General features: G+C 64.6%; 15 protein-coding genes. 8 read left to right on the top strand and 7 right to left on the bottom strand.

What is annotated here, in order from left to right:
• Positions 1-366: 366 nt before the first annotated feature.
• The 6 genes from AC13FW_RS15105 (at position 367) to AC13FW_RS15080 (ending at position 7,634) form a co-directional block, all read left to right on the top strand.
• Positions 367-795 (top strand): MarR family winged helix-turn-helix transcriptional regulator, encoded by a 429-nt coding sequence (locus AC13FW_RS15105; protein ID WP_482989621.1) that lies wholly within the window; start codon positions 367-369, stop codon positions 793-795.
• Entirely contained in the window at positions 792-2,003 is a 1,212-nt protein-coding gene (locus AC13FW_RS15100) for an MFS transporter (RefSeq protein WP_482989620.1), read from the top strand. Before AC13FW_RS15105 ends, AC13FW_RS15100 begins: the two co-directional genes overlap by 4 nt.
• 76 nt (positions 2,004-2,079) lie before the next feature.
• On the top strand, positions 2,080-2,649 hold the full coding sequence (locus tag AC13FW_RS15095) for a TetR/AcrR family transcriptional regulator (protein WP_482989619.1): 570 nt from the start codon (positions 2,080-2,082) through the stop codon (positions 2,647-2,649).
• Positions 2,646-4,310, top strand: coding sequence for an MFS transporter (locus AC13FW_RS15090; protein ID WP_482989618.1), 1,665 nt, complete (start codon positions 2,646-2,648; stop codon positions 4,308-4,310). Before AC13FW_RS15095 ends, AC13FW_RS15090 begins: the two co-directional genes overlap by 4 nt.
• The gene (locus AC13FW_RS15085; RefSeq protein WP_482989617.1) at positions 4,307-5,464 is read left to right on the top strand and encodes an HlyD family secretion protein; all 1,158 of its coding nucleotides are present in this window, start codon (positions 4,307-4,309) and stop codon (positions 5,462-5,464) included. The genes AC13FW_RS15090 and AC13FW_RS15085 overlap by 4 nt, the downstream gene beginning before the upstream one ends.
• A gap of 475 nt (positions 5,465-5,939) precedes the next feature.
• A complete protein-coding gene (locus tag AC13FW_RS15080) occupies positions 5,940-7,634 on the top strand; it encodes an amidohydrolase (RefSeq protein ID WP_482989616.1) in 1,695 nt (564 codons plus the stop codon).
• 280 nt (positions 7,635-7,914) lie between these two features.
• Here AC13FW_RS15080 and AC13FW_RS15075 read toward each other — a convergent pair whose 3' ends face one another.
• From AC13FW_RS15075 to creB, 7 genes are all read right to left on the bottom strand, one after another.
• Entirely contained in the window at positions 7,915-8,400 is a 486-nt protein-coding gene (locus tag AC13FW_RS15075) for a Fur family transcriptional regulator (RefSeq protein ID WP_282266682.1), read from the bottom strand.
• Between the two features lie 13 nt (positions 8,401-8,413).
• Positions 8,414-9,814: a glutamate--tRNA ligase gene (gltX, locus tag AC13FW_RS15070; RefSeq protein ID WP_303747007.1), complete on the bottom strand. Its 1,401-nt coding sequence runs from the start codon at positions 9,812-9,814 to the stop codon at positions 8,414-8,416.
• 634 nt (positions 9,815-10,448) lie between these two features.
• Complete coding sequence (locus tag AC13FW_RS15065; RefSeq protein WP_482989615.1) at positions 10,449-12,041, bottom strand: M20/M25/M40 family metallo-hydrolase; 1,593 nt, start codon at positions 12,039-12,041, stop codon at positions 10,449-10,451.
• A gap of 600 nt (positions 12,042-12,641) precedes the next feature.
• Complete coding sequence (locus AC13FW_RS15060; protein WP_482989614.1) at positions 12,642-13,025, bottom strand: hypothetical protein; 384 nt, start codon at positions 13,023-13,025, stop codon at positions 12,642-12,644.
• A 67-nt stretch (positions 13,026-13,092) separates the two neighbouring features.
• On the bottom strand, positions 13,093-14,439 hold the full coding sequence (creD, locus tag AC13FW_RS15055) for a cell envelope integrity protein CreD (RefSeq protein ID WP_482989613.1): 1,347 nt from the start codon (positions 14,437-14,439) through the stop codon (positions 13,093-13,095).
• 82 nt (positions 14,440-14,521) lie between these two features.
• Complete coding sequence (gene creC / locus AC13FW_RS15050) at positions 14,522-15,958, bottom strand: two-component system sensor histidine kinase CreC (protein WP_482989612.1); 1,437 nt, start codon at positions 15,956-15,958, stop codon at positions 14,522-14,524.
• A gap of 3 nt (positions 15,959-15,961) precedes the next feature.
• A complete protein-coding gene (gene creB, locus AC13FW_RS15045) occupies positions 15,962-16,663 on the bottom strand; it encodes a two-component system response regulator CreB (protein WP_482989611.1) in 702 nt (233 codons plus the stop codon).
• Between the two features lie 164 nt (positions 16,664-16,827).
• On the opposite strand from creB, the gene AC13FW_RS15040 reads away from it, so the two are divergent.
• Both AC13FW_RS15040 and AC13FW_RS15035 read left to right on the top strand, forming a co-directional pair.
• The gene (locus AC13FW_RS15040) at positions 16,828-17,685 is read left to right on the top strand and encodes a 23S rRNA (adenine(2030)-N(6))-methyltransferase RlmJ (RefSeq protein WP_296252797.1); all 858 of its coding nucleotides are present in this window, start codon (positions 16,828-16,830) and stop codon (positions 17,683-17,685) included.
• Positions 17,686-17,781: 96 nt separating this feature from the next.
• Entirely contained in the window at positions 17,782-18,327 is a 546-nt protein-coding gene (locus AC13FW_RS15035; protein ID WP_282266665.1) for a GNAT family N-acetyltransferase, read from the top strand.
• Positions 18,328-18,405: the final 78 nt, after the last annotated feature.

Below are 18,405 nucleotides of genomic sequence, written 5' to 3'. Positions count from 1 at the left end.
GCAAGCCTGAAAACCACCGCAAGGTGGTTTTTATGTTTGTGCAGAACCCCCGCTTTGGTAACCCACTCAGATAGAGCCAAATCAAGAGCCCCCCATCCGCCCTCCGGGCACCTTCCCCCGCAAGCGGGAGAAGGGAAAGCCACAGCCACAGCCACAGCAACAGCAACAGCCAAACCAAAGCCAGAGCCAGAGCCACGGCCACAGCCACGGCCACGGCCACGACAACGGCCACGACAACGACCACGACCACGACCACGACCACGACCAAAGCTAAGCGCACAAGGCACCAGAGTCGCCAGGAGCCAGCCCTCGCAATTGCGTGCATATACACATAAACTCCCACCAATCGCCCTACCCCACAAGCCGATGGACGCCCCCAGCCCCTGCACCTGCTTCCAGCTGCGCCGCGCCACGCGCCGCGTTTCCCAGCTCTATGACCGCCATCTTGCCGCCGCTGACCTAAGCCTCAACGCCTATTCCATCCTGCGCCGCTCCAGTCAGCCGCGGCCACTGGGCGAGCTCGCCGATGCGCTGGGCATGGACCGCACCACCCTCACCCGAAACCTCAAACCGCTGCTCGAAGCGGGCCTGCTCAGTTCCGCCCCCGGCGCGGACTCCCGCCAGCGCCAGCTGCACATCACCGCCGCCGGCAAGCGCCGCCTGCAGAAGGCCTTTCCTCTCTGGCAGCAAGCCCAGCAGGAGATCGAAATGCTATTCGGCGGCAAGCGCATCGAAGATCTCAACCACCAGCTGGAAGCACTCACCCAGGCACTGGAACAGGAGCAAGCAACATGACCACGCAGCCCCCCGCGCGTACTCCCTGGCTGTTGTTGCTCGCTGCCTCCAGCATCCTGATGGTGACCATGGGCGTGCGCCAGACCAGCGGTCTGTTGATCGACCCCATCCATGTTTCGACCGGACTTGGCATCGCCCAGATCAGTTTCTCGCTGGCGATCGGCCAATTCGTATGGGGTGCAGTGCAGCCATTCTTCGGTGCCATGGCCGACCAGCGCGGACCGCTGCCGGTACTGGTCGGCGGCGGCGTGCTGCTGGCGGTCGGCCTGATCGCGGCAACCCTGCTGCCCGGCGCCTGGGGGCTGAACCTCAGCTTCGGCCTGCTGCTGGCAGCCGGTGCCGGTGCCGGCAGTTTCTCGGTGTTGATCGGCGCAACCGCCTGGCGCATTCCCGCGCAGAAGCGCTCGATGGCCGCCGGCATCATCAATGCCGGCGGTTCGTTGGGACAGTTCCTGTTCGCACCGTTGGTGCAGCTGTTGCTCAGTGCATTCGGCTGGATCAAGGCCTTGTATGCGTTGGGCTTCATCGTGCTGCTGTCATTGCCATTGGCCTGGCCGCTGCGCAAGCGTGCGCCACGCAGCGAAGCCAGTGACGATGGCGAAGCGCTGCGTCCGCAACTGCAACGCGCCCTGCGTGATCGCAGCTACTGGTGCCTGCATCTGGGCTTCTTCACCTGTGGCGTGCATATCGCCTTCCTGGTCACCCACCTGCCCGGCGAAATCGCGCTTTGCGGGTTGTCGCCGAACGTGGCCTCAGTGTCGATTGCCCTGATCGGCCTGTTCAATGTTGCCGGCAGCCTGATCATCGGTGCGCTTGGCGAACGCTTCCGCATGAAATGGCTGCTGTTCTGGATGTACCTCAGCCGCGCGGTGCTGATCGCGGTCTATCTGGCATCACCGCCGACACCGATGACCTTCTATGTGTTCGCCGCCGCACTGGGCTTCACCTGGCTGGCGACGGTGCCGCCCACTGCGGGACTGGTCGGCAAGCTGTTCGGTCCGCGTCACATGGGCACCCTGTTCGGCCTGACCCTGTTCTCGCACCAGATCGGCGCGTTCTTCGGTGCCTGGCTGGGTGGCGTGGCACTGGAATACGGCGGCGACTACAGCTGGATGTGGTACGCGGACATGGCATTGGCCGCCGCTGCAGCGCTGATCAACCTGCCGATCCGCGAAGCACCACTGCGCCGCCAGCTCGCCGCGAGCTGAACGGGAACGGGCCGCCGCAACGGCCCGTTCCATGCCACCCATTGAAACCGGACACTTTTGTCCGGATCATATGGGCATGACTTCCATTCGCTCCGATGCCGCCGTGCGTCGTGCCTTGCTGTTGGATGCGGCCGACGCCGTGTTCGGCGAGCACGGCATCACCGCCCCACTTGATCTGGTGGTGGCTCGCGCCGGCGTAGGCCGGGCAACGCTGTATCGCAACTTCCCCGACCGCACCGCGCTGATCGAAGCCCTGCTGCAGCGGACCGTGGAAAAGATCGAAGCGCACCTGCAGGAACTGGGCGAGCGCGACGATGCCCTGTTCGAGCTGATCATCGGCATGGCCAGGCGCATCGTGCATTCGCCTGCGTTGGCCGATTACTGGCGCGCGGCGGACCCGGACGAGCCCACGATCAAGGCCGCACGCGAGCGCATTCTCGGCCTGTCCGAACCGGCGCTGCTGCGGGCCAAGGCCGCAGGGCTGTGCCGGCTTGACCTGCAGCTGTCGGATATCTCGTTGATCTCCGGCATGCTCGGCGCCGCCCTGCGCGGCCGCACCGTCGAAGATCGCGCCACCCTCGCACGGCGTGCGATTGAATTGCTGCGTCCCGGCCTGTCCGTGCAGGCTGCAACGGAACGCACATGAAGCCCCTCAAGCCCATTCCGGACTGGGAAGAGCACGAGAAGCCCAGCCTGCCCGGCTCAGCCTCGATGCCTTGGCATCCCCCGCACCGGCGTGCGGCCTACGCCGCCGTGGCGGTGCTGGTGGCGATCACCGGCGGGCTGGGCAATGCCCTGATCAGTGCCAACCTGCCGTTGATCACCGGCCAGATGGGGCTGCAGGCCAGCGAGGCCAACTGGCTGGTCGCCGCCTACCTGATGGTCAATGTCAGCGCCAACCTGCTGGTGTTCAAGTTCCGCCAGGAGTACGGCATCCGCCTGTTCGCCGAGATCGGCTTGGGCACCTATGCCGCATTGGCGGTGCTGCATCTGTTTGTCGGCAACAATACGACTACCTTGCTGGTACGCGCCGGCAGCGGTTTTGCCGGTGCCGCCTGCACCACGCTGGGCACGCTGTACATGCTGCAGGCCTTGCCGCGCAAATACGTCGGCAACCTGCTGGTGATAGGCGTCGGCCTGTCGCAGCTCGCCGTGCCATTGGCGTGGCTGCTGTCACCCAGCCTGCTCGACCATGGCGAATGGCAGAACCTGTATCTGTTCGAGGCCGGGCTGGCACTGTGTTCGTTTGCCGCGGTGGTGGTGCTGAAGCTGCCGCCCGGCATCCAGATCAAGGTCTTCGAGCGCACCGACTTCCTCACCTTCGCCCTGCTCGCGCCGGGTCTGGCGCTGCTGGTGGTGGTGCTGAGCCAGGGCTACCTGCATTGGTGGTTCGACTCCCCATGGCTGGGCTGGGCATTGGCTGCGGCGGTGGTGCTGATCACCACCGGTCTGTGCATCGAGCACCAGCGTCGCAACCCGCTGCTGCAGGTGCGCTGGCTGATGGGGCCGGTGATGCTGCGCTTCATCGTCGGCGCGTTCCTGATCCGCTTCCTGACCAACGAGCAGTCCTACGGGATGATCTCGATGATGCGCACGCTGGGCATGGGCCCGGACCAGATGGCGCCCTTGTTCCGGGTGATCCTGATCGGCGTGCTGGTCGGCATCGCTGCCGGTGCGTTGACCTTCGGGCCGAAGGCGCTGATCCCGCAGTTGCTGGTGTCGATCATCCTGCTCGGCAGTGCCGCCTTCCTCGACCAGCACCGCACCAGCATGGACCGGCCGATGGATTTCGCCCTCAGCCAGTTCCTGGCGGCGGTGGGCAGCGGCATGTTCATGGGTCCGTTGATGCTGATCGGCATACGCCAGGCAATGGCGCGTGGACTGGACCACATCGTGTCCTTCATCGTGATCCTGTCGCTGACGCAGAGCTTCGGCAGTCTCGCCGGCTCGGCTTTCCTGAGCAGCTACCAGCTGCACCGCGAACACCTCTATTCGACCGCACTGGTCAGCCAGCTCAATCCCGCCGATCCACAGGTGGCGCGCCGCCTGCAGCTGCAGCAGCAAGCCTACGCCCGCGTCATCACCGACCCGGTACAACTCAAGGCACAAGCCAGTGCCGCCTTGGCAGCAGCGGCCAAACGCGAAGCCAATGTACGCGCCTTCAATGATGTATTCGCCTTCAGTGGCTGGGTCGCAATCTGCTTCCTGAGCTGGCTGCTGCTGGAAGTGACGCTGCGCAATCCCCGCGTGAAACAGGTGATCCGGCGTGACCGCGCCGTGGCCCAGGACAACCGAGCAGAATCATGAGCAACAAGACTGAAAAGAACACTCCCCCCCCGGCGCCCACGCCGGTGTCCAAGTACAACCGCCCGAGTCGCCGTGCGGTGGTGGTGATGATCATCGTCGCCCTGGTCGGATTGACCTTGATCCTGCGTGCCTGGCAGTTGTGGCCGTTCAACAGCACGCTCATGCACACCGACGATGCCTATGTGCGCGGCCAGGTGACCGTGCTGGCACCGCAGGTCAACGGCTATGTCACCGAGGTGCTGGTCAGCGACTTCGACCATGTCAAACAAGGCCAACCGCTGCTGCGCATCGATGAGCGCATCTACCGGCAGAAGGTGGATCAAGCGCAGGCCTCCCTCGAAGATGCACGCGCGCAGCTGGCCAACTCCGACCAGAGCCAGGCGCAGAACCGCGCCCAGATCAGTTCCGCACGCGCGAACCATTCGGCGCAACAGGCCGAGCAGCAACGCAGCCGCACCGAGTTGCAGCGCTATGAAGCCCTGGCCGCACAGCGACTGGTTTCCAACAGCGACCGCGACAAGCTGCGCGCCTCGGCGCAGGCGGCGACTGCCGGCGTGGCGCAATCGCAGGCAGCCATCCATATCGCCGAAGAAACCCTCACCTCCACCGAAGTGGCGCGCAAGGGTCTGGAGGCGAAGGTCGCCATGGCTGAAGCCGCCCTGGAACTGGCGAAGATCGACCTCGACAACACCGTCATCAAGGCGCCGCGTGATGGCCAGGTATCGGAAGCGACCGTTCGGCTTGGGCAGTACGTTACCGCCGGCAGCCAGTTGCTGTTCCTGGTCCCGGACACGCTGTGGGTAGTAGCCAACTACAAGGAAGGCCAGACCTGGAACATGGCGGTCGGCCAGCCCGCGACGTTCAGCGTCGATGCCTTCCAGGGCAAGAAGCTGCGCGGCCACATCGAGCAGATCGCCCCGGCCACCGGCTCGGAGTTCTCGGTGCTCAAGCCCGACAACGCCAGCGGCAACTTCACCAAGGTGGTGCAGCGGCTGCCGATCCGCATCGCCATCGACCCCGACCAGCCACTGGCCGCGCGCCTGCGCCCCGGCATGTCGGTGGTGGTGGAAGTGGACACAGCCGCAGCACCCGCGCAAAACCCAACCCCTCCCCAACCCTCCCCTGCTGCGCAAGGGAGGGAGCAACAGCGGTAGTGCCGAGCCATGCTCGGCAAGAGGCGTTACCGACCATCTTGTGGGAGCAGCGTAAGCCGCGAAGCTGGCATTTCGCGAAAGGCCTGAAAGCCACCCCCTCCCCAACCCTCCCCTGCTGCGCAAGGGAGGGAGCAACAGCGGTAGTGCCGAGCCATGCTCGGCAAGAGGCGTTACCGATCATCTTGTGGGAGCGGCGTAAGCCGCGAAGCTGGCATTGCGCGAAAGCCCCAGAGCCAACCCCTCCCCGCCCCCCCCTGCTGCGCAAGGGAGGGAGCAACAGCGATAGTGCCGAGCCATGCTCGGCAAGGGCGTTATCGACCATCTTGTGGGAACGGCGTAAACCGCGAAGCTGACATTGCGAGAACGGCACAGAGCCAACCCCTCCCCAGCCCTCCCCTGCTGCGCAAGGGAGGGAGCAAGGCCTTCACCCGATTGCGCTAGGCTGTAGCCCTGCCCACAGCCGGGAGAACCCTCGGTGAAACTGATTCTGGCGCTCTCCGTCCTGGCCGCACTCACGGCCACCTCCGCCAACGCAGCAGACACGCTGTATTCCGGTGGGCCCATCGTCACCGTGGACGACCACCACCCCGAAGCGGAAGCCATCGTCGTGCGCGATGGTCGCATCGCCTTTGTCGGCCCCCGCAAGGCGGCACGCCGCTTCAGCCCGCAGGCGCAGCAGATCGACTTGCAGGGCCATACGCTGACGCCGGGCTTCATCGACGCCCACGGTCACGTTTCAGGCGTCGGCCTGCAGGCGCTGTCGGCCAACCTGCTGCCCGCACCTGATGGTGAAGGCAACTCGATCCCCGCCTTGCAGAAGATCATGCGCGAGTTCCGCGCGCATCCGAGCACACCCGAAGGCTACAAGGTGCTGATCGGTTTCGGCTACGACGACTCGCAGCTGGTCGAACAGCGGCATCCGACCCGGCAGGATCTGGATGCGATCGCCACCGACATCCCGATCATCCTGATGCACCAGTCCGGCCATCTCGGCGCCTACAACAGCAAGGCACTTGAACTGGCCGGCATCACCGCCGACACCCCCAACCCGCCCGGCGGCGTGATCCGCCGCGAGCCAGGCAGCAATGTGCCCGATGGTGTGCTAGAGGAAAGCGCGCACAACATCGCCCTGGCCAAGCTGATGCCGGCGATGACTGTCGAGCAATCCCTGGCCATGCTCGAAGCCGGCCAGGCGCTGTATATGAAATACGGCTACACCACCGCCCAGGACGCCAAGACCGACGCAGGCACCTTGCAGCTGCTGCCGATGGCGGCCAAGGCCGGCAAGCTCAAGATCGACGTGGCGTCCTATCCGGATATCGAAGTGGCCTTGCAGAACCCGGCCATGCAAGGTCCCTTCTATGGGCTGAACTACACCGACCACTTCCGCATCGCCGGCGTGAAGATCAGCTTGGATGGTTCGCCACAGGGCAAAACCGCGTGGCTGACCAAGCCTTATTACAAGGTCCCCGAGGGCGAGAAGCCGGACTATGCCGGCTATCCCGCCTTCCCCACCGCCAAGGTCGATGACCTCATCACCCAGGCGTGGGGCCATGGCTGGCAAGTACAGGCACATGCCAATGGTGATGCCGCGATTGATCAGCTGATCCACGCCGTCGCCGTCGCAGAAGCCAAGTACCCGGACAAACACCTGCTGCCGGTACTGATCCACGGCCAGACCCTGCGCAAGGACCAGGTCGGTGAGCTGCGCCGTCTTGGCATCTTCCCCTCGCTGTTCCCGATGCATACCTATTACTGGGGTGATTGGCACCGCGACTCGGTGCTGGGTCCGGAGCGCGCCGAGAACATCTCGCCCACGCAATGGGTGCTGGACGCGGGCATGGTGTTCACCTCCCACCACGATGCGCCGGTGGTGTTTCCGGATTCGATGCGGGTATTGGATGCGACGGTCAACCGTGTAACCCGTAGCGGTCGCGTGCTCGGACCGGAGCAGCGCGTATCACCGGCGATCGCGCTGAAGGCGATCACCTTGTGGGCCGCGCGCCAGTACGGCGAGGAGAGCAGCAAGGGTTCGATCGAAGTCGGCAAGCGCGCAGACCTGGTGCTGCTGTCGGACAACCCAATGACCATCGAACGCAGCCAGCTGCACACCATCAAGGTGCTGCAGACCATCAAGGATGGCGAAGTGGTCTACGAGGCAAAGCCATAAGCACAGTGGGCTGTTGTAGGAGCGGCGTAAGCCGCGAAACCACCGCAACATCCGAAGCCGATAGCGCATTGCCCGCACCGACGTGACCGGGGCGGCCGAGGCCTATCGGCTTCGCGGCTTACGCCGCTCCTACAAAAATCATTTCCGCGGGGCGCTTCACCCTCTCCCCAACCCCTGCTCCGCACCCCGGCCCTTGCGCTGGCGCAAGGGCGTTCGATGGGCAGCGAACCAATGGTTCGCACGCTGCCCCTCTCTCCCCGCAGGGAGAGGGGCTAGAGTTTCAGCCTGCGCAGTTCGCGCACAGGCCGTGTACTTCCAGCGTCTGTGCCTGCGGCTTGAAGCCCAGCTCCTTGGCGCGGGCTTCGAGCTGGCGGACGATGTCGCGGTCTTCAAGCTCCACTGCGCTATGGCAGCGGTCGCAGATCAGGAACGGCACGGAATGCTGGTTGCTGCTCGGGTGATGGCAGGCGACGAAGGAGTTGACCGACGACAGCTTGTGCACGAAACCGTTGGCCATCAGGAAGTCCAGCGCGCGATAGACCGTGGGTGGGGCATCGGCGCCCACACCCTTGCCTTCACGCACCCACTCCAGCAGTTCATAAGCCTTGACCGGCTTGCCGGCCTCGGCGATCAGCCGCAGCACGTTGGCGCGGATCGGGGTCAACCGCAATCCGCGCTCGCGGCACACCCGTTCGACCACCGCGACAAAACCGGCCGCGTCTTCGACGTGGTGGTGCGGGGCGGTGCAGGAGTGTGCGTCGGTCATGTCTACCTCGGGGTCAGGCCGTTGGGATCTTGATGAGTGCGGCGTCGATGCGTTTCAAGGCCTCGTCGCGCCCAGCCAGATACACGGTATGGGAAATGTCAGGGCTCACCTGGGTGCCGGTGATGGCTACGCGCAGCGGCTGGGCAACCTTGCCCATGCCGATTTCCAGCTGGGCAGCCACATCATGCAACGCGACCGACACGCCTTCGGCGGTCCATTCAGCTGCTGCCAGCAGCTCGCGGGCCTTGGCCAGCGGCACCTCGGCGCCGGCCTTGAAGTGCTTGGCCACGGCTGCTTCGTCGTATTCGTTCAGCGGGGTGTACCAGACCACGGCCTTCTCGGCCATTTCCTTCAGGGTCTGCACGCGTTCACGCAGGGCGATGACCACATCGACCGGGGCCGGGCCCTTGCTGATGTCCAGACCGAGCTTTTCCAGCTGGTAGACCAGGTGCGGAACGATGGACTCCGGCGTCTCCGTCTTCAGGAAGTGCTGGTTGACCCAGCCCAGCTTGGCCATGTCCAGGCGCGCGGCCTTGGAATTGCAGTTGGTGACGTCGAACAGGTCAATCAGTTCCTGGCGGGTGAAGATCTCCTGGTCACCGTGCGACCAGCCCAGACGGGCCAGGTAGCTCAACAGCGCCTCGGGCAGGTAGCCGGCGTCCTTGTACTGCATCACGTCGGCCGCGCCGGTGCGCTTGGACAGCTTGGCGCCCTGCTCGTCCAGGATCATCGGCATATGGCCGAACTTCGGCACCGGCGCGCCGATGGCCTCGTACAGGTTGATCTGGCGCGGGGTGTTGTTGATGTGGTCATCACCGCGGATGACCTCGTTGATGTTCATGTCCCAATCGTCGACCACCACCGCGAAGTTGTAGGTCGGGTAGCCGTCCGGGCGGAAGATGACCATGTCATCCAGCTCGCTGTTGGCGATTTCGATATTGCCCTTGATCAGGTCATCGAACAGCACCGTGCCTTCAAGCGGGTTCTTGAAGCGGATGACGCGGTTCGGGTCGTCCTTGTACGGCAGGTTGAGCTCGCGGGCGGCACCGTTGTAGCGCGGCTTCTCCTGCTTGGCCATGGCGGCTTCACGCATGGCGTCCAGCTCTTCCTTGGTCTCGTAGGCGTAATACGCCTTGCCCGAGGCGATCAGCTGCTCGGCCACTTCCTGGTAGCGGGCAACGCGCGCGGTCTGGTAGATCGGGCCTTCGTCATAGCCCAGGCCCAGCCAGTCCATCGCCTCGAGGATGGCGTCGATGGCAGCCTGGGTGGAGCGCTCGCGGTCGGTATCTTCAATGCGCAGCACGAACTCACCGCCACGGTGGCGCGCTTCCAGCCAGCAGTAGAGCGCGGTGCGGGCGCCACCAATATGCAGGTAGCCGGTGGGACTGGGGGCAAAGCGGGTACGGACGGTCATGACGGGCGCAGAAGTTGGAATCGGGGCATTTTACCTTTTCCCCCCTGCCGGTGCTTCGAACCCGCTCCAGCCCTTCGCGCACGGACCGAAAGACGCAACAAGAGCCAGCGACCTGCAGCTATAAGCCCCTCTCCCGTTCACGGGAGAGGGGTTGGGGTGAGGGCAGCTCTGGCTCTGGCTCTTGCTTCGGCTTCTGCCGTTGCTCCAGCCTTTGACCTACCGGGCCCCTTCCGCAGCGACGGAGCTGGCAGACAAGACCCCGCACGGGGCGACGCACAGGGATGTGCGTCGTTTTTCGACGAGACAGGGATGTGTCGTCGAAAAATCCTGCCAGCGGAGTGGACCCGCGCCGCACAGCGGCGTGGGCGCGGAGGCAGGGTGTGCTTTCTTTGCGCCAGGTTTCTTTGCACAAGCAAAGAAAGGTGGCTCGCTCCCCGAAGGGGGGTGAAAGCTCTTGATCTTGATCTTGCTGTTGCTTACAGCAACAACCGAAGCCAAAGCCAAAAGCTCCCCCCATCCGCCCTCCGGGCACCTTCCCCCGCGCGCGGGAGAAGGGAAGCATCGAGCTTGCTTGCTCTTTCCCAAAAGCAGAAGGGCCGCAATGCGGCCCTTCCTTCAAGCAAACGCGGCTAGCTCACTTCTCCAACAACGGCTTGCGCGGGAAGCGCTCCTCACGCATGGCAGCGTTATAGACAAACGACGCCACAATCGCCGCCGCCTGCTTCAAATCCTCAGCCTCAGCGTGATCCCAGGTATCCAGATGGCTGTGATGCACATTGCTAAAGTAATCCAGACGGTCCTGGATGAACTGGAAGCCCGGCAGGCCCACCCGGTCATAGCTGATGTGATCGGTGCTGCCGGTATTGCGCGTGGCCACCGTGGTCGCACCCACATCGTTGAACGGCTTCAACCACGCCTCGAAGATCGGCATCGCAGCCATGTTCTCCTGCGCATAGATGCCACGGAACCGACCCGAACCGTTGTCCATGTTGAAGTAGACTTGGAACTTGTCGTAATCACGCAGCTTCTGCAGCGGACCGGTCGGCTCACGCAACGACGCCGGCAACGCCTTCTGCGCCGCATCGGTCGGCTCCGGATAACGCGCGAAGTGCTGCGCCACATAGGCCTGCGAACCGATCAGGCCCTGCTCCTCACCACTCCACAGACCCACGCGGATGGTGCGCTTGGGCTTGGCGCCCACCGCCTTGAGGATGCGCATCGCCTCCATCATCACCGCCACGCCGGCGGCGTTGTCGGCCGCACCAGTGCCGGTGTGCCAGGAGTCCATGTGCGCACCCAGCATTACGATCTCGTCAGCCTTGCTGCTGCCACGGATCTCGGCCAGCGTGTTGTGGCCCGGCTGGTTGGTCTCATCGGTGAAGCGCGCATCCACATTGACCCGCAGCGTCACCGTCTGCTTGTCCTTGAGCGCGCGCACCAGCGGATTGAAGTGCTCGGCAATCATCGCCAGCTCGGGGATGCCCACCGACTCACCGGCCTTGCGCGAACCACCACCGGCGACACGGATGATGCCGTTGTCCCAGCCGCTGATGCTGATCGCGGCCAGCGCGCCTTCCTCGACGAAGAAAGCATTGACCGCCTTGCCCAGCTCCTGGCGCTCGTTGTATTCCTTCACCCGCTTTGCGCGGTCTTCTTCCGCGGTCTTGGGGATGGTGAAGGCCTGCAGGCCTTCCAGCGAGGTCGCGTCGTGGCGGTGTGAATCGGACTCGGTGCCGCGCTTGTACTCGCGCGCGTCACCCAGCAGCAGGATCTTGCCGCGCAGCTTGCCCTTGTACTTCTCAAGGTCGGCCAGCTTCTTGATATCGACCTGGATCAGCTCGCCTTCCACCGCGCCATTGGTGCCCGGCGTCCAGGCCTTGGGCAGGGCGTGCAGCGGCTGTACGCGCTGGCCCAGCATCTCGACACTGGCCGAGCTGAACTCCCAGCCACGGCCGAAGTCCTCGAAGGCCTCGTCGTGCACATTGACCAGGCCCCACTCGTTGAACTTGCTGCGGCTCCAGGCATTGGCCTGGGTCATCGCCGGCGAATTGGTCAGGCGCGGGCCGATGGTTTCGGTCAGATGGCTGAAGGTATCCATCACCTGCGAACGGTGGAACGCCTCCTGGCGGATCTTGCTGACCATGTCCAGATCCACCTGCTCGGCCGCCTGCGCCGTAGCGCTCACCGCCAAGCCCATGCACAACGCCAACAAACCCCGCTTGATCATGCTTTCCCCGGCCCAAGGCCCAATGACGACAAACCACCGAGTCTAGCCAGTGAACAGCAGCTGCCGAGTCGGCCAATGGTCATGGTTTGGCAACGACGGGGTGATTCAGCCCGCGCGGGCTGCAGCTGAATTTGCCGATCACGGCCATTGCCCTTGCTGTCGTTGCTCTTGCCGATGCTGTTGCTGTTGCTGTTGCTCAAGCGTTTGACTTACCGGGCCCCTTCCGCAGCGACGGAGCTGGCAGACAAGACCCCGCACGGGGCGACGTGCAGGACGCACGTCGTTTTTCGACGATACAAGGATGTATCGTCGAAAAATCCTGCCAGCGGAGTGAACCCGCGTCGCGCAGCGGCGTGGGCGCGGAGGCAGGGTGTGTTTCTCTTGGTTATCTTCTCTTTGCACAAGCAAAGAGAAGTAACTCGCTCCCCGCAGGGGAGTGAAAGCTCTGTTTTTGGTTGTTGCTGCCGCATTGGCCTTTCACAAAAACAGAGCAACAGCCAAACCCAAAGCTCCCCCCATCCGCCCTCCGGGCACCTTCCCCCGCAAGCGGGAGAAGGGAGTGCTACGCCGCATGACGCTCGTCTGCCGCCAACGGCCAACTCACTCCCACCACCCGTAAATCACCAAACGCTCCACCGGCAGCACCACAAACCACGCGTGCCCATCCAATGCCACCGCCGAATACCCCGCGCCATGCCCAGGCGGCAACACCTCAGCAACGAATGAAGCACTCGCAGCCGCAAACGCCGAATACACCCAATCCCCTGACTCGAAGTACCGCAGTCCCTTGCGCCGGATCGCCAACGCCGTCGACAACGACAAGCGCAGCGCCACAACCCCTTGCGCCTGCCCACCAGCAAACACACTGCCAAGTAACGCCCGCTCCACCTGCCCCGGCGCCAAGCCGAAGTGCAACAAGCCGCAGGTCTCGATACCCGCCGGCAACAAGCGCTGCGCACGGCGATGGATCAATGCACGATTCATGTCATTCCTCCTTACGAAAGAGGCGGGATGGCCACTGCCACCCCGCCCCGTCATCGCAACTGCCAGATCAAGCCTGCTTGCTCACCGCGCGACTGCTCAGCTCGTACCAATCGACCTTGCGGGTGATCCACATGATCGCGGCAAGGATGCCGAACAGCAGCAGCGAACCCATCAGCAACGCGTTGTTCTCCGAGACCAGCAGCACATACAGCACGCCGTACAACATGGTCAGCATCGTTGCGAAACCGACACCGCGCTTCCAGCTGTGCAGTACCCCGCTCAGATAGAAACCCTGCAAGCCGATACACGCCGCCGCCGCGATCAGATACGCCTTCCAGAAGGCAATCTGCTCGGACAGGCTCAGCAACAGCAGGAAGAAGATCGCCAATGCCAGGCCAACCAGCAGGTACTGCAGCGGGTGGATCTTCAGCTGCTTGATCAGCTCGAACAATGCAAAGCCAACGAAGGTCAGCAGCACGAACAGGATGCCGTACTTGCTGGCACGGTCCACCTGCGTATAGGTGTCCACCGGGTCCACCAAGGCCACGTTCAATGCCTCCACACTGCCACCGTCGCTGCGGATGGCCCTGACCAGCTGCGCCTGTGCCGCCGAGGCCAGCGATGACACCGCCCACTCCGCCTTGAAGCCGCTGGCATCGATGCTGCGCTCGTTGGGCAGGAAGCTGCCGCCGAACAGCGGATGCTGCCAGGTTGATGAGAGCGAGACGCGGGTGTCGTCACCCACCGGCGCAACCGCCAGCGAACGGGTGCCGCCCAGCACGAACTCCAGCTCGACCTTGCCCCCCTCGCGCAGCACGCCCTGCACCGAATCCGGCAATACCGACAGCGGCGCATGCAAGCCCTTGGAGGTCCCCTCCAGAGCGCCGGAGCCCGGTTGCAGCTGGATCGCACGGCCGTCGACGCGCAGGTTCGGCGTGCCTACCAGACCGCGCACATCGGACACGCCCATCGCCAGATAGGGACGGCCGTAGGTGCGCCCCGGCACCGCCACATAGCTGCTCTCGGCGAATTCGGCCTGCAGTTTGGCCTGCCAGTTGTAGACCGGCACCTTGAACAGGCCCACTGTGCGCTCGTCGGTGCGCATATTGCCCTGCACATTCAAGCGCGTCGGCATCTGCAGGTCGTAGCCGCTTTCAACGCGCATTTCGGTCTTGCGCGGATTGTTGCCTTCGGCCGGAATCTCGACTTCGCGCTGCTGGGTCCACGGCAGCACCCGCACCGGGCCGATCAGCGACTGCTCGCCGGCCCAGCTCTGCGATACCCGTTCGACCGCCTCGTCGCGGTAACGCTCACGCTCATTGATGGTGCTGCGGATCAGCAGCAGGGGAATCAGCAGCAACAACACCAGCCCGCCGACAATGGCGAAGCGCAACAGCAGTTTCAGGGAAGTCATGTCCCGTCCTCGTGTGGAAACAGGGACAGGTTGAACGCGACCGGTGAGCAGGGTTTGTGCCGAGTTTGAAGCGAATGTGAAGTCAGCCGACCGGCAGCAGCAGGCGTGCTTCGGCGCCACCTTCAGGATGATTGCCCAGTTCCGCGACGCCACCATGCAGGCGCGCCACTTCGGCCACGAATGGCAGGCCCAGGCCGGAACTGCGCTGTCCCGTGCCCGGCCGCGCCAGCGAGTAGAAGCGCTCGAACACCCGCTCCTGCGCGTACTCCGGCACACCAGGGCCGTTGTCGCGCACAGCGATGCGCCAGTTCTGCTGCTGGCGTTGCACGCTCAGCACGATGCGACCGCCCGGCGCGGAAAACGCGATCGCGTTGTCCAGCAGGTTCGAAAGCGCCTGCCGCAGCAGGAAGGCATCGCCCTGCACCGCTGCGCGCTCCAGCAGTTCCACATCCAGTTGGATCTGCCCGGCCTGCAGGCGTGGCGCCGCATCCTCGGCCAGCGCGCGGCAGACCGCGACCAGATCCACCTCGGTGCGCCGCTGCAGCCAACCGTGCTGTTCAACCTCGGCAAGCCGCAGCAACTGGTCGATGGTTTCGGTCAGGCGCCGCTCCTGCTGCACGATGTTGGCGGCGAAACGCTGCCGGTCAGCTTCCGGCAAGGGCTCCTGCAGGAGTTCGGCAGCGCCGCGTATCGCCGCCAGCGGGCTCTTCATCTCGTGGGTCAGCGACTGCACGTACTGTTCGACATAGGCCTTGCCTTCGAGCTTGCGGCGCATGGTTTCCAGCGCCTGGCCGAGGTCGCCGATCTCGTCGCGGCGCCGCTTCGGCGGCGGCACCGGCTCACCGGCGCTGACGGCCTTGGCATAACGACTCAGCCCGCTGATGCCGCGCGACAGCCACCACGTCATCAGCAGGCCAATCAACGCCGACAGCCCGATCAACCAGGCACCGCGCGCGATGATGGCGCGCTGGCTGGCAACGATGAAGGGATCGATGGTGTCGTTGGGCTGCGAAAGGGTCAGCACGCCGATCAGGGTGCGTCCGTCAGCCGGGTCGTACATCGGCGCGGCCACGTGCATCACGGTGTTGGTTTCGTCGCCCGGAATCTCCGGACTGGAACGCGCGCCGTACTCACCGCGCAGCGTCCTGTAGACATCATTCCAGCGCGAGTTGTCGCGGCCCACGTCCTGTCCGCGTGAGTCGTAGACCACGATGCCCTGCGCATTGGTCACCGTCACCCGGTAATCGATGCTGCGCTTGGGGAAACGCCACACCATCGCCTTGGGATCGCGGCGCTGGGCGGTGGCCAGGCGCGCGGCGAAGTCACCGTCGCCGATGTGGCCGGCCTTCAGATCCGGCGCAGCCATCACCGCCAGCACATTGGCCGCGTCCACCAGGGTCGACTCCATCGCCTGGCGCACGCCGGGCTTCACTTCGTTGACGAACACACGCATCACGAAGAAGGCGGCGATGCCGACAATCAGGAAGAACCCCAGGAACAGCTTCAGCCCGATCCGCATCGGTCAGATATCCAGGGCGTAGCCGACGCCACGGTGGGTACGGATCGGTTCGCCCTGCGCGCCGGCCGCACGCAGCTTTGCACGCAGGGTTTTGACGTGGGTATCGACGGTACGGTCGGTGCTGTCGCTGGCGTGGTCCCAGCCACGCTCCATCAACTGCGCCCGGCTCAGGATCGCCCCGGGCCGCTGCAGCAGTGCCGCCAGCAAGGCGTATTCGTAGCGGGTCAGGTCCAGCAGCGCCTCGTCGTAACGGATGCGGCGGCCGTCGTGGTCAATTGCGAACCGCCCCAGCTGCTTCCAGCCCCCCTCCTCCGCCGCAACTGGTGCAGCAGGCGCGGTCCGGCGCAGGCGCGCGCGCACCCGGGCCACCATCTCGCGCGGCGAGAACGGCTTGGTCACATAGTCGTCGGCGCCCAGCTCCAGCCCCAACACTCGGTCGAACTCGTCGTTGCGGGCGGTCAGGAAGATCACCGGCACCTGGCTGAAGGTGCGCAGTTCACGGCAGACCTCGAAGCCGCCCAGGTCGGGCAGGCCGACGTCCAGCACCACCACGTCGGCGCCATGCTGGCGCAGCAAGGCCAGCGCTTCGCGGCCCAGCGTGCAGTGACTGGCGGCATAGCCTTCGCTGCGCAGCGCATAAAGAAGGGTGTCGGCGATGGCGGCCTCGTCTTCGACGACGAGTACCCGGGCAGGTTGGCTGGACATTGCATCAGGATAGCTGGCCTTGCTGCAGACGCCAGCGGCCGGCAGCAATCGGGACGTATTGGACCCCTTCGGATCGGCCCCCAGCACCGCCGCGTACACAGGCACCCAGCCGGCTCCCTCCAATGAAAACGCCCACACTACGCCGCAAGCCGTAAACTTCGCCGATGAATTATCGCCACGCCTTCCACGCCGGTAACCACGCCGACGTCCTCAAGCACATCGTCATGCTGGCGATGATCGACGCGCTCAAGCGCAAAGACTCGCCCTTCTTCGTGCTGGACACGCATGCCGGCCGCGGCCGTTACCTGCTGTCCGCCGAGGAAAGCCGCAAAACCGCCGAGATCGACGAAGGCGTGCTGCGGCTGATGACCACCCCGTCGCTGCCCGAAGTGGTCGAGCAGTACCTGCGCGCGGTGCAGGCCGACAACCCGGTCGGTGCCTTGATCTCCTACCCCGGCTCGCCGCTGCTGGCCGCACGCGCCCTGCGCGAACAGGACCGCATGGCCGCCTGCGAGCTGCAGAAGGACGAGGTCACCGCGCTCAAGGAGCTGTTTGCCCACGACCGCCGGGTACAGGTGCACGCCGGCAACGGCTATGAAGCCATCCGCGCCTTCCTGCCGCCCAAGAGCGGCGCGATCAAGATCGGGCGGGCGCTGGTGCTGATCGATCCGCCGTATGAAGTGCAGGACGCCGAATACCCGCTGATCATCTCAACCCTGCGCGAGATTCTTACCCGGATGCCGCAGGCGCAATGCGCGGTCTGGTACCCGATCAAGCAGCGACGCACCCTGCAGCCGTTCTTCCGCAAGGCGGCCGCGCTGCCGGCCAAGTCCATCCTGGTTGCCGAATTCATGGTGAGGGCCGACGACTCTCCGCTGCGTCTGAATGGTAGCGGCATGCTGTTGCTGAACCCGCCATGGCAGTTCGAGCAGGTATTGGCTCCGGCCTTGCCGGTCCTGAAGCAGTATCTGGGTGAAACCGGCACCTCGACCCGGCTGGAGTGGCTGAAGACGCCCGAATGACGGGCGGCGCCGGCAATCTGCAGCCGCTTTGGACCGCGTTCACAGAACGTAGCAGCCGCGGTGACAGAATCAGGCGACTTTGGAGGAAACGTAGTCATGGCCACACGCAACCGCATGCCCCCGTGGCATGAAAATTTCAAGGCTCCCAGCGGCCGTGAGCTGCTGATACGACCCATCCGCCCTGAAGACGGTGCCCCGCTGCAGGGCGCATTTGCCCTGTTCGGGCCGGAAGAAGTGCGCGACAAGTTCCTGCAGTCGGTTGAATCACTGTCGGATGAGACCGCCCAGCGCCTGACCCACCCGAACCCGAAAACCGAGATCGCACTGGTCGCAGCCGAGCCGCTGCCACCCGGCGAAGCGGTTGTCGGCGCGGTCGCGCGTGCCTCCATCATCCCGGGTACCCGCGATGCCGAGTACGCCATCCTGGTCAGCGGCTTCCTTGCCGGTCAGGGTCTGGGCCGGCAGTTGATGCGCAAACTGGTCAAATGGGCGCGCGGCAAATACCTGGATCGCCTGTACGGCGATATCGCCCAGGACAACGAGCCAATGCTGCAGCTGGCCGCTTCGCTGGGCTTCAAGCAGGTGCCGCACCCTTCCGCCGCGCCCGGGCTGGTGCGGATGGTGCTGGAACTGGCCAACTAAGCGCCGGTTCTCCATTCAGCCCACGACAGGCGCCGGCAAGGCGCCTGTCACGTTATCGGCCCTGCAACGCCCGCACCT

It is taken from the genome of Stenotrophomonas sp. 21LCFQ19, from assembly GCF_056861425.1.
This window is presented reverse-complemented; position numbering and strand designations above follow the sequence as displayed.

Bases quoted from the DNA above. Each gene is read 5' to 3' on its own strand.
- AC13FW_RS15065 (WP_482989615.1), bottom strand. From the start codon at position 12,041: ATGATCAAGCGGGGTTTGTTGGCGTTGTGCATGGGCTTGGCGGTGAGC.
- AC13FW_RS15060 (WP_482989614.1), bottom strand. From the start codon at position 13,025: ATGAATCGTGCATTGATCCATCGCCGTGCGCAGCGCTTGTTGCCGGCG.
- gltX (WP_303747007.1), bottom strand. From the start codon at position 9,814: ATGACCGTCCGTACCCGCTTTGCCCCCAGTCCCACCGGCTACCTGCAT.
- creC (WP_482989612.1), bottom strand. From the start codon at position 15,958: ATGCGGATCGGGCTGAAGCTGTTCCTGGGGTTCTTCCTGATTGTCGGC.
- creB (WP_482989611.1), bottom strand. From the start codon at position 16,663: ATGTCCAGCCAACCTGCCCGGGTACTCGTCGTCGAAGACGAGGCCGCC.
- creD (WP_482989613.1), bottom strand. From the start codon at position 14,439: ATGACTTCCCTGAAACTGCTGTTGCGCTTCGCCATTGTCGGCGGGCTG.
- AC13FW_RS15075 (WP_282266682.1), bottom strand. From the start codon at position 8,400: ATGACCGACGCACACTCCTGCACCGCCCCGCACCACCACGTCGAAGAC.
- AC13FW_RS15040 (WP_296252797.1), top strand. From the start codon at position 16,828: ATGAATTATCGCCACGCCTTCCACGCCGGTAACCACGCCGACGTCCTC.
- AC13FW_RS15105 (WP_482989621.1), top strand. From the start codon at position 367: ATGGACGCCCCCAGCCCCTGCACCTGCTTCCAGCTGCGCCGCGCCACG.
- AC13FW_RS15100 (WP_482989620.1), top strand. From the start codon at position 792: ATGACCACGCAGCCCCCCGCGCGTACTCCCTGGCTGTTGTTGCTCGCT.
- AC13FW_RS15085 (WP_482989617.1), top strand. From the start codon at position 4,307: ATGAGCAACAAGACTGAAAAGAACACTCCCCCCCCGGCGCCCACGCCG.
- AC13FW_RS15035 (WP_282266665.1), top strand. From the start codon at position 17,782: ATGGCCACACGCAACCGCATGCCCCCGTGGCATGAAAATTTCAAGGCT.
- AC13FW_RS15095 (WP_482989619.1), top strand. From the start codon at position 2,080: ATGACTTCCATTCGCTCCGATGCCGCCGTGCGTCGTGCCTTGCTGTTG.
- AC13FW_RS15090 (WP_482989618.1), top strand. From the start codon at position 2,646: ATGAAGCCCCTCAAGCCCATTCCGGACTGGGAAGAGCACGAGAAGCCC.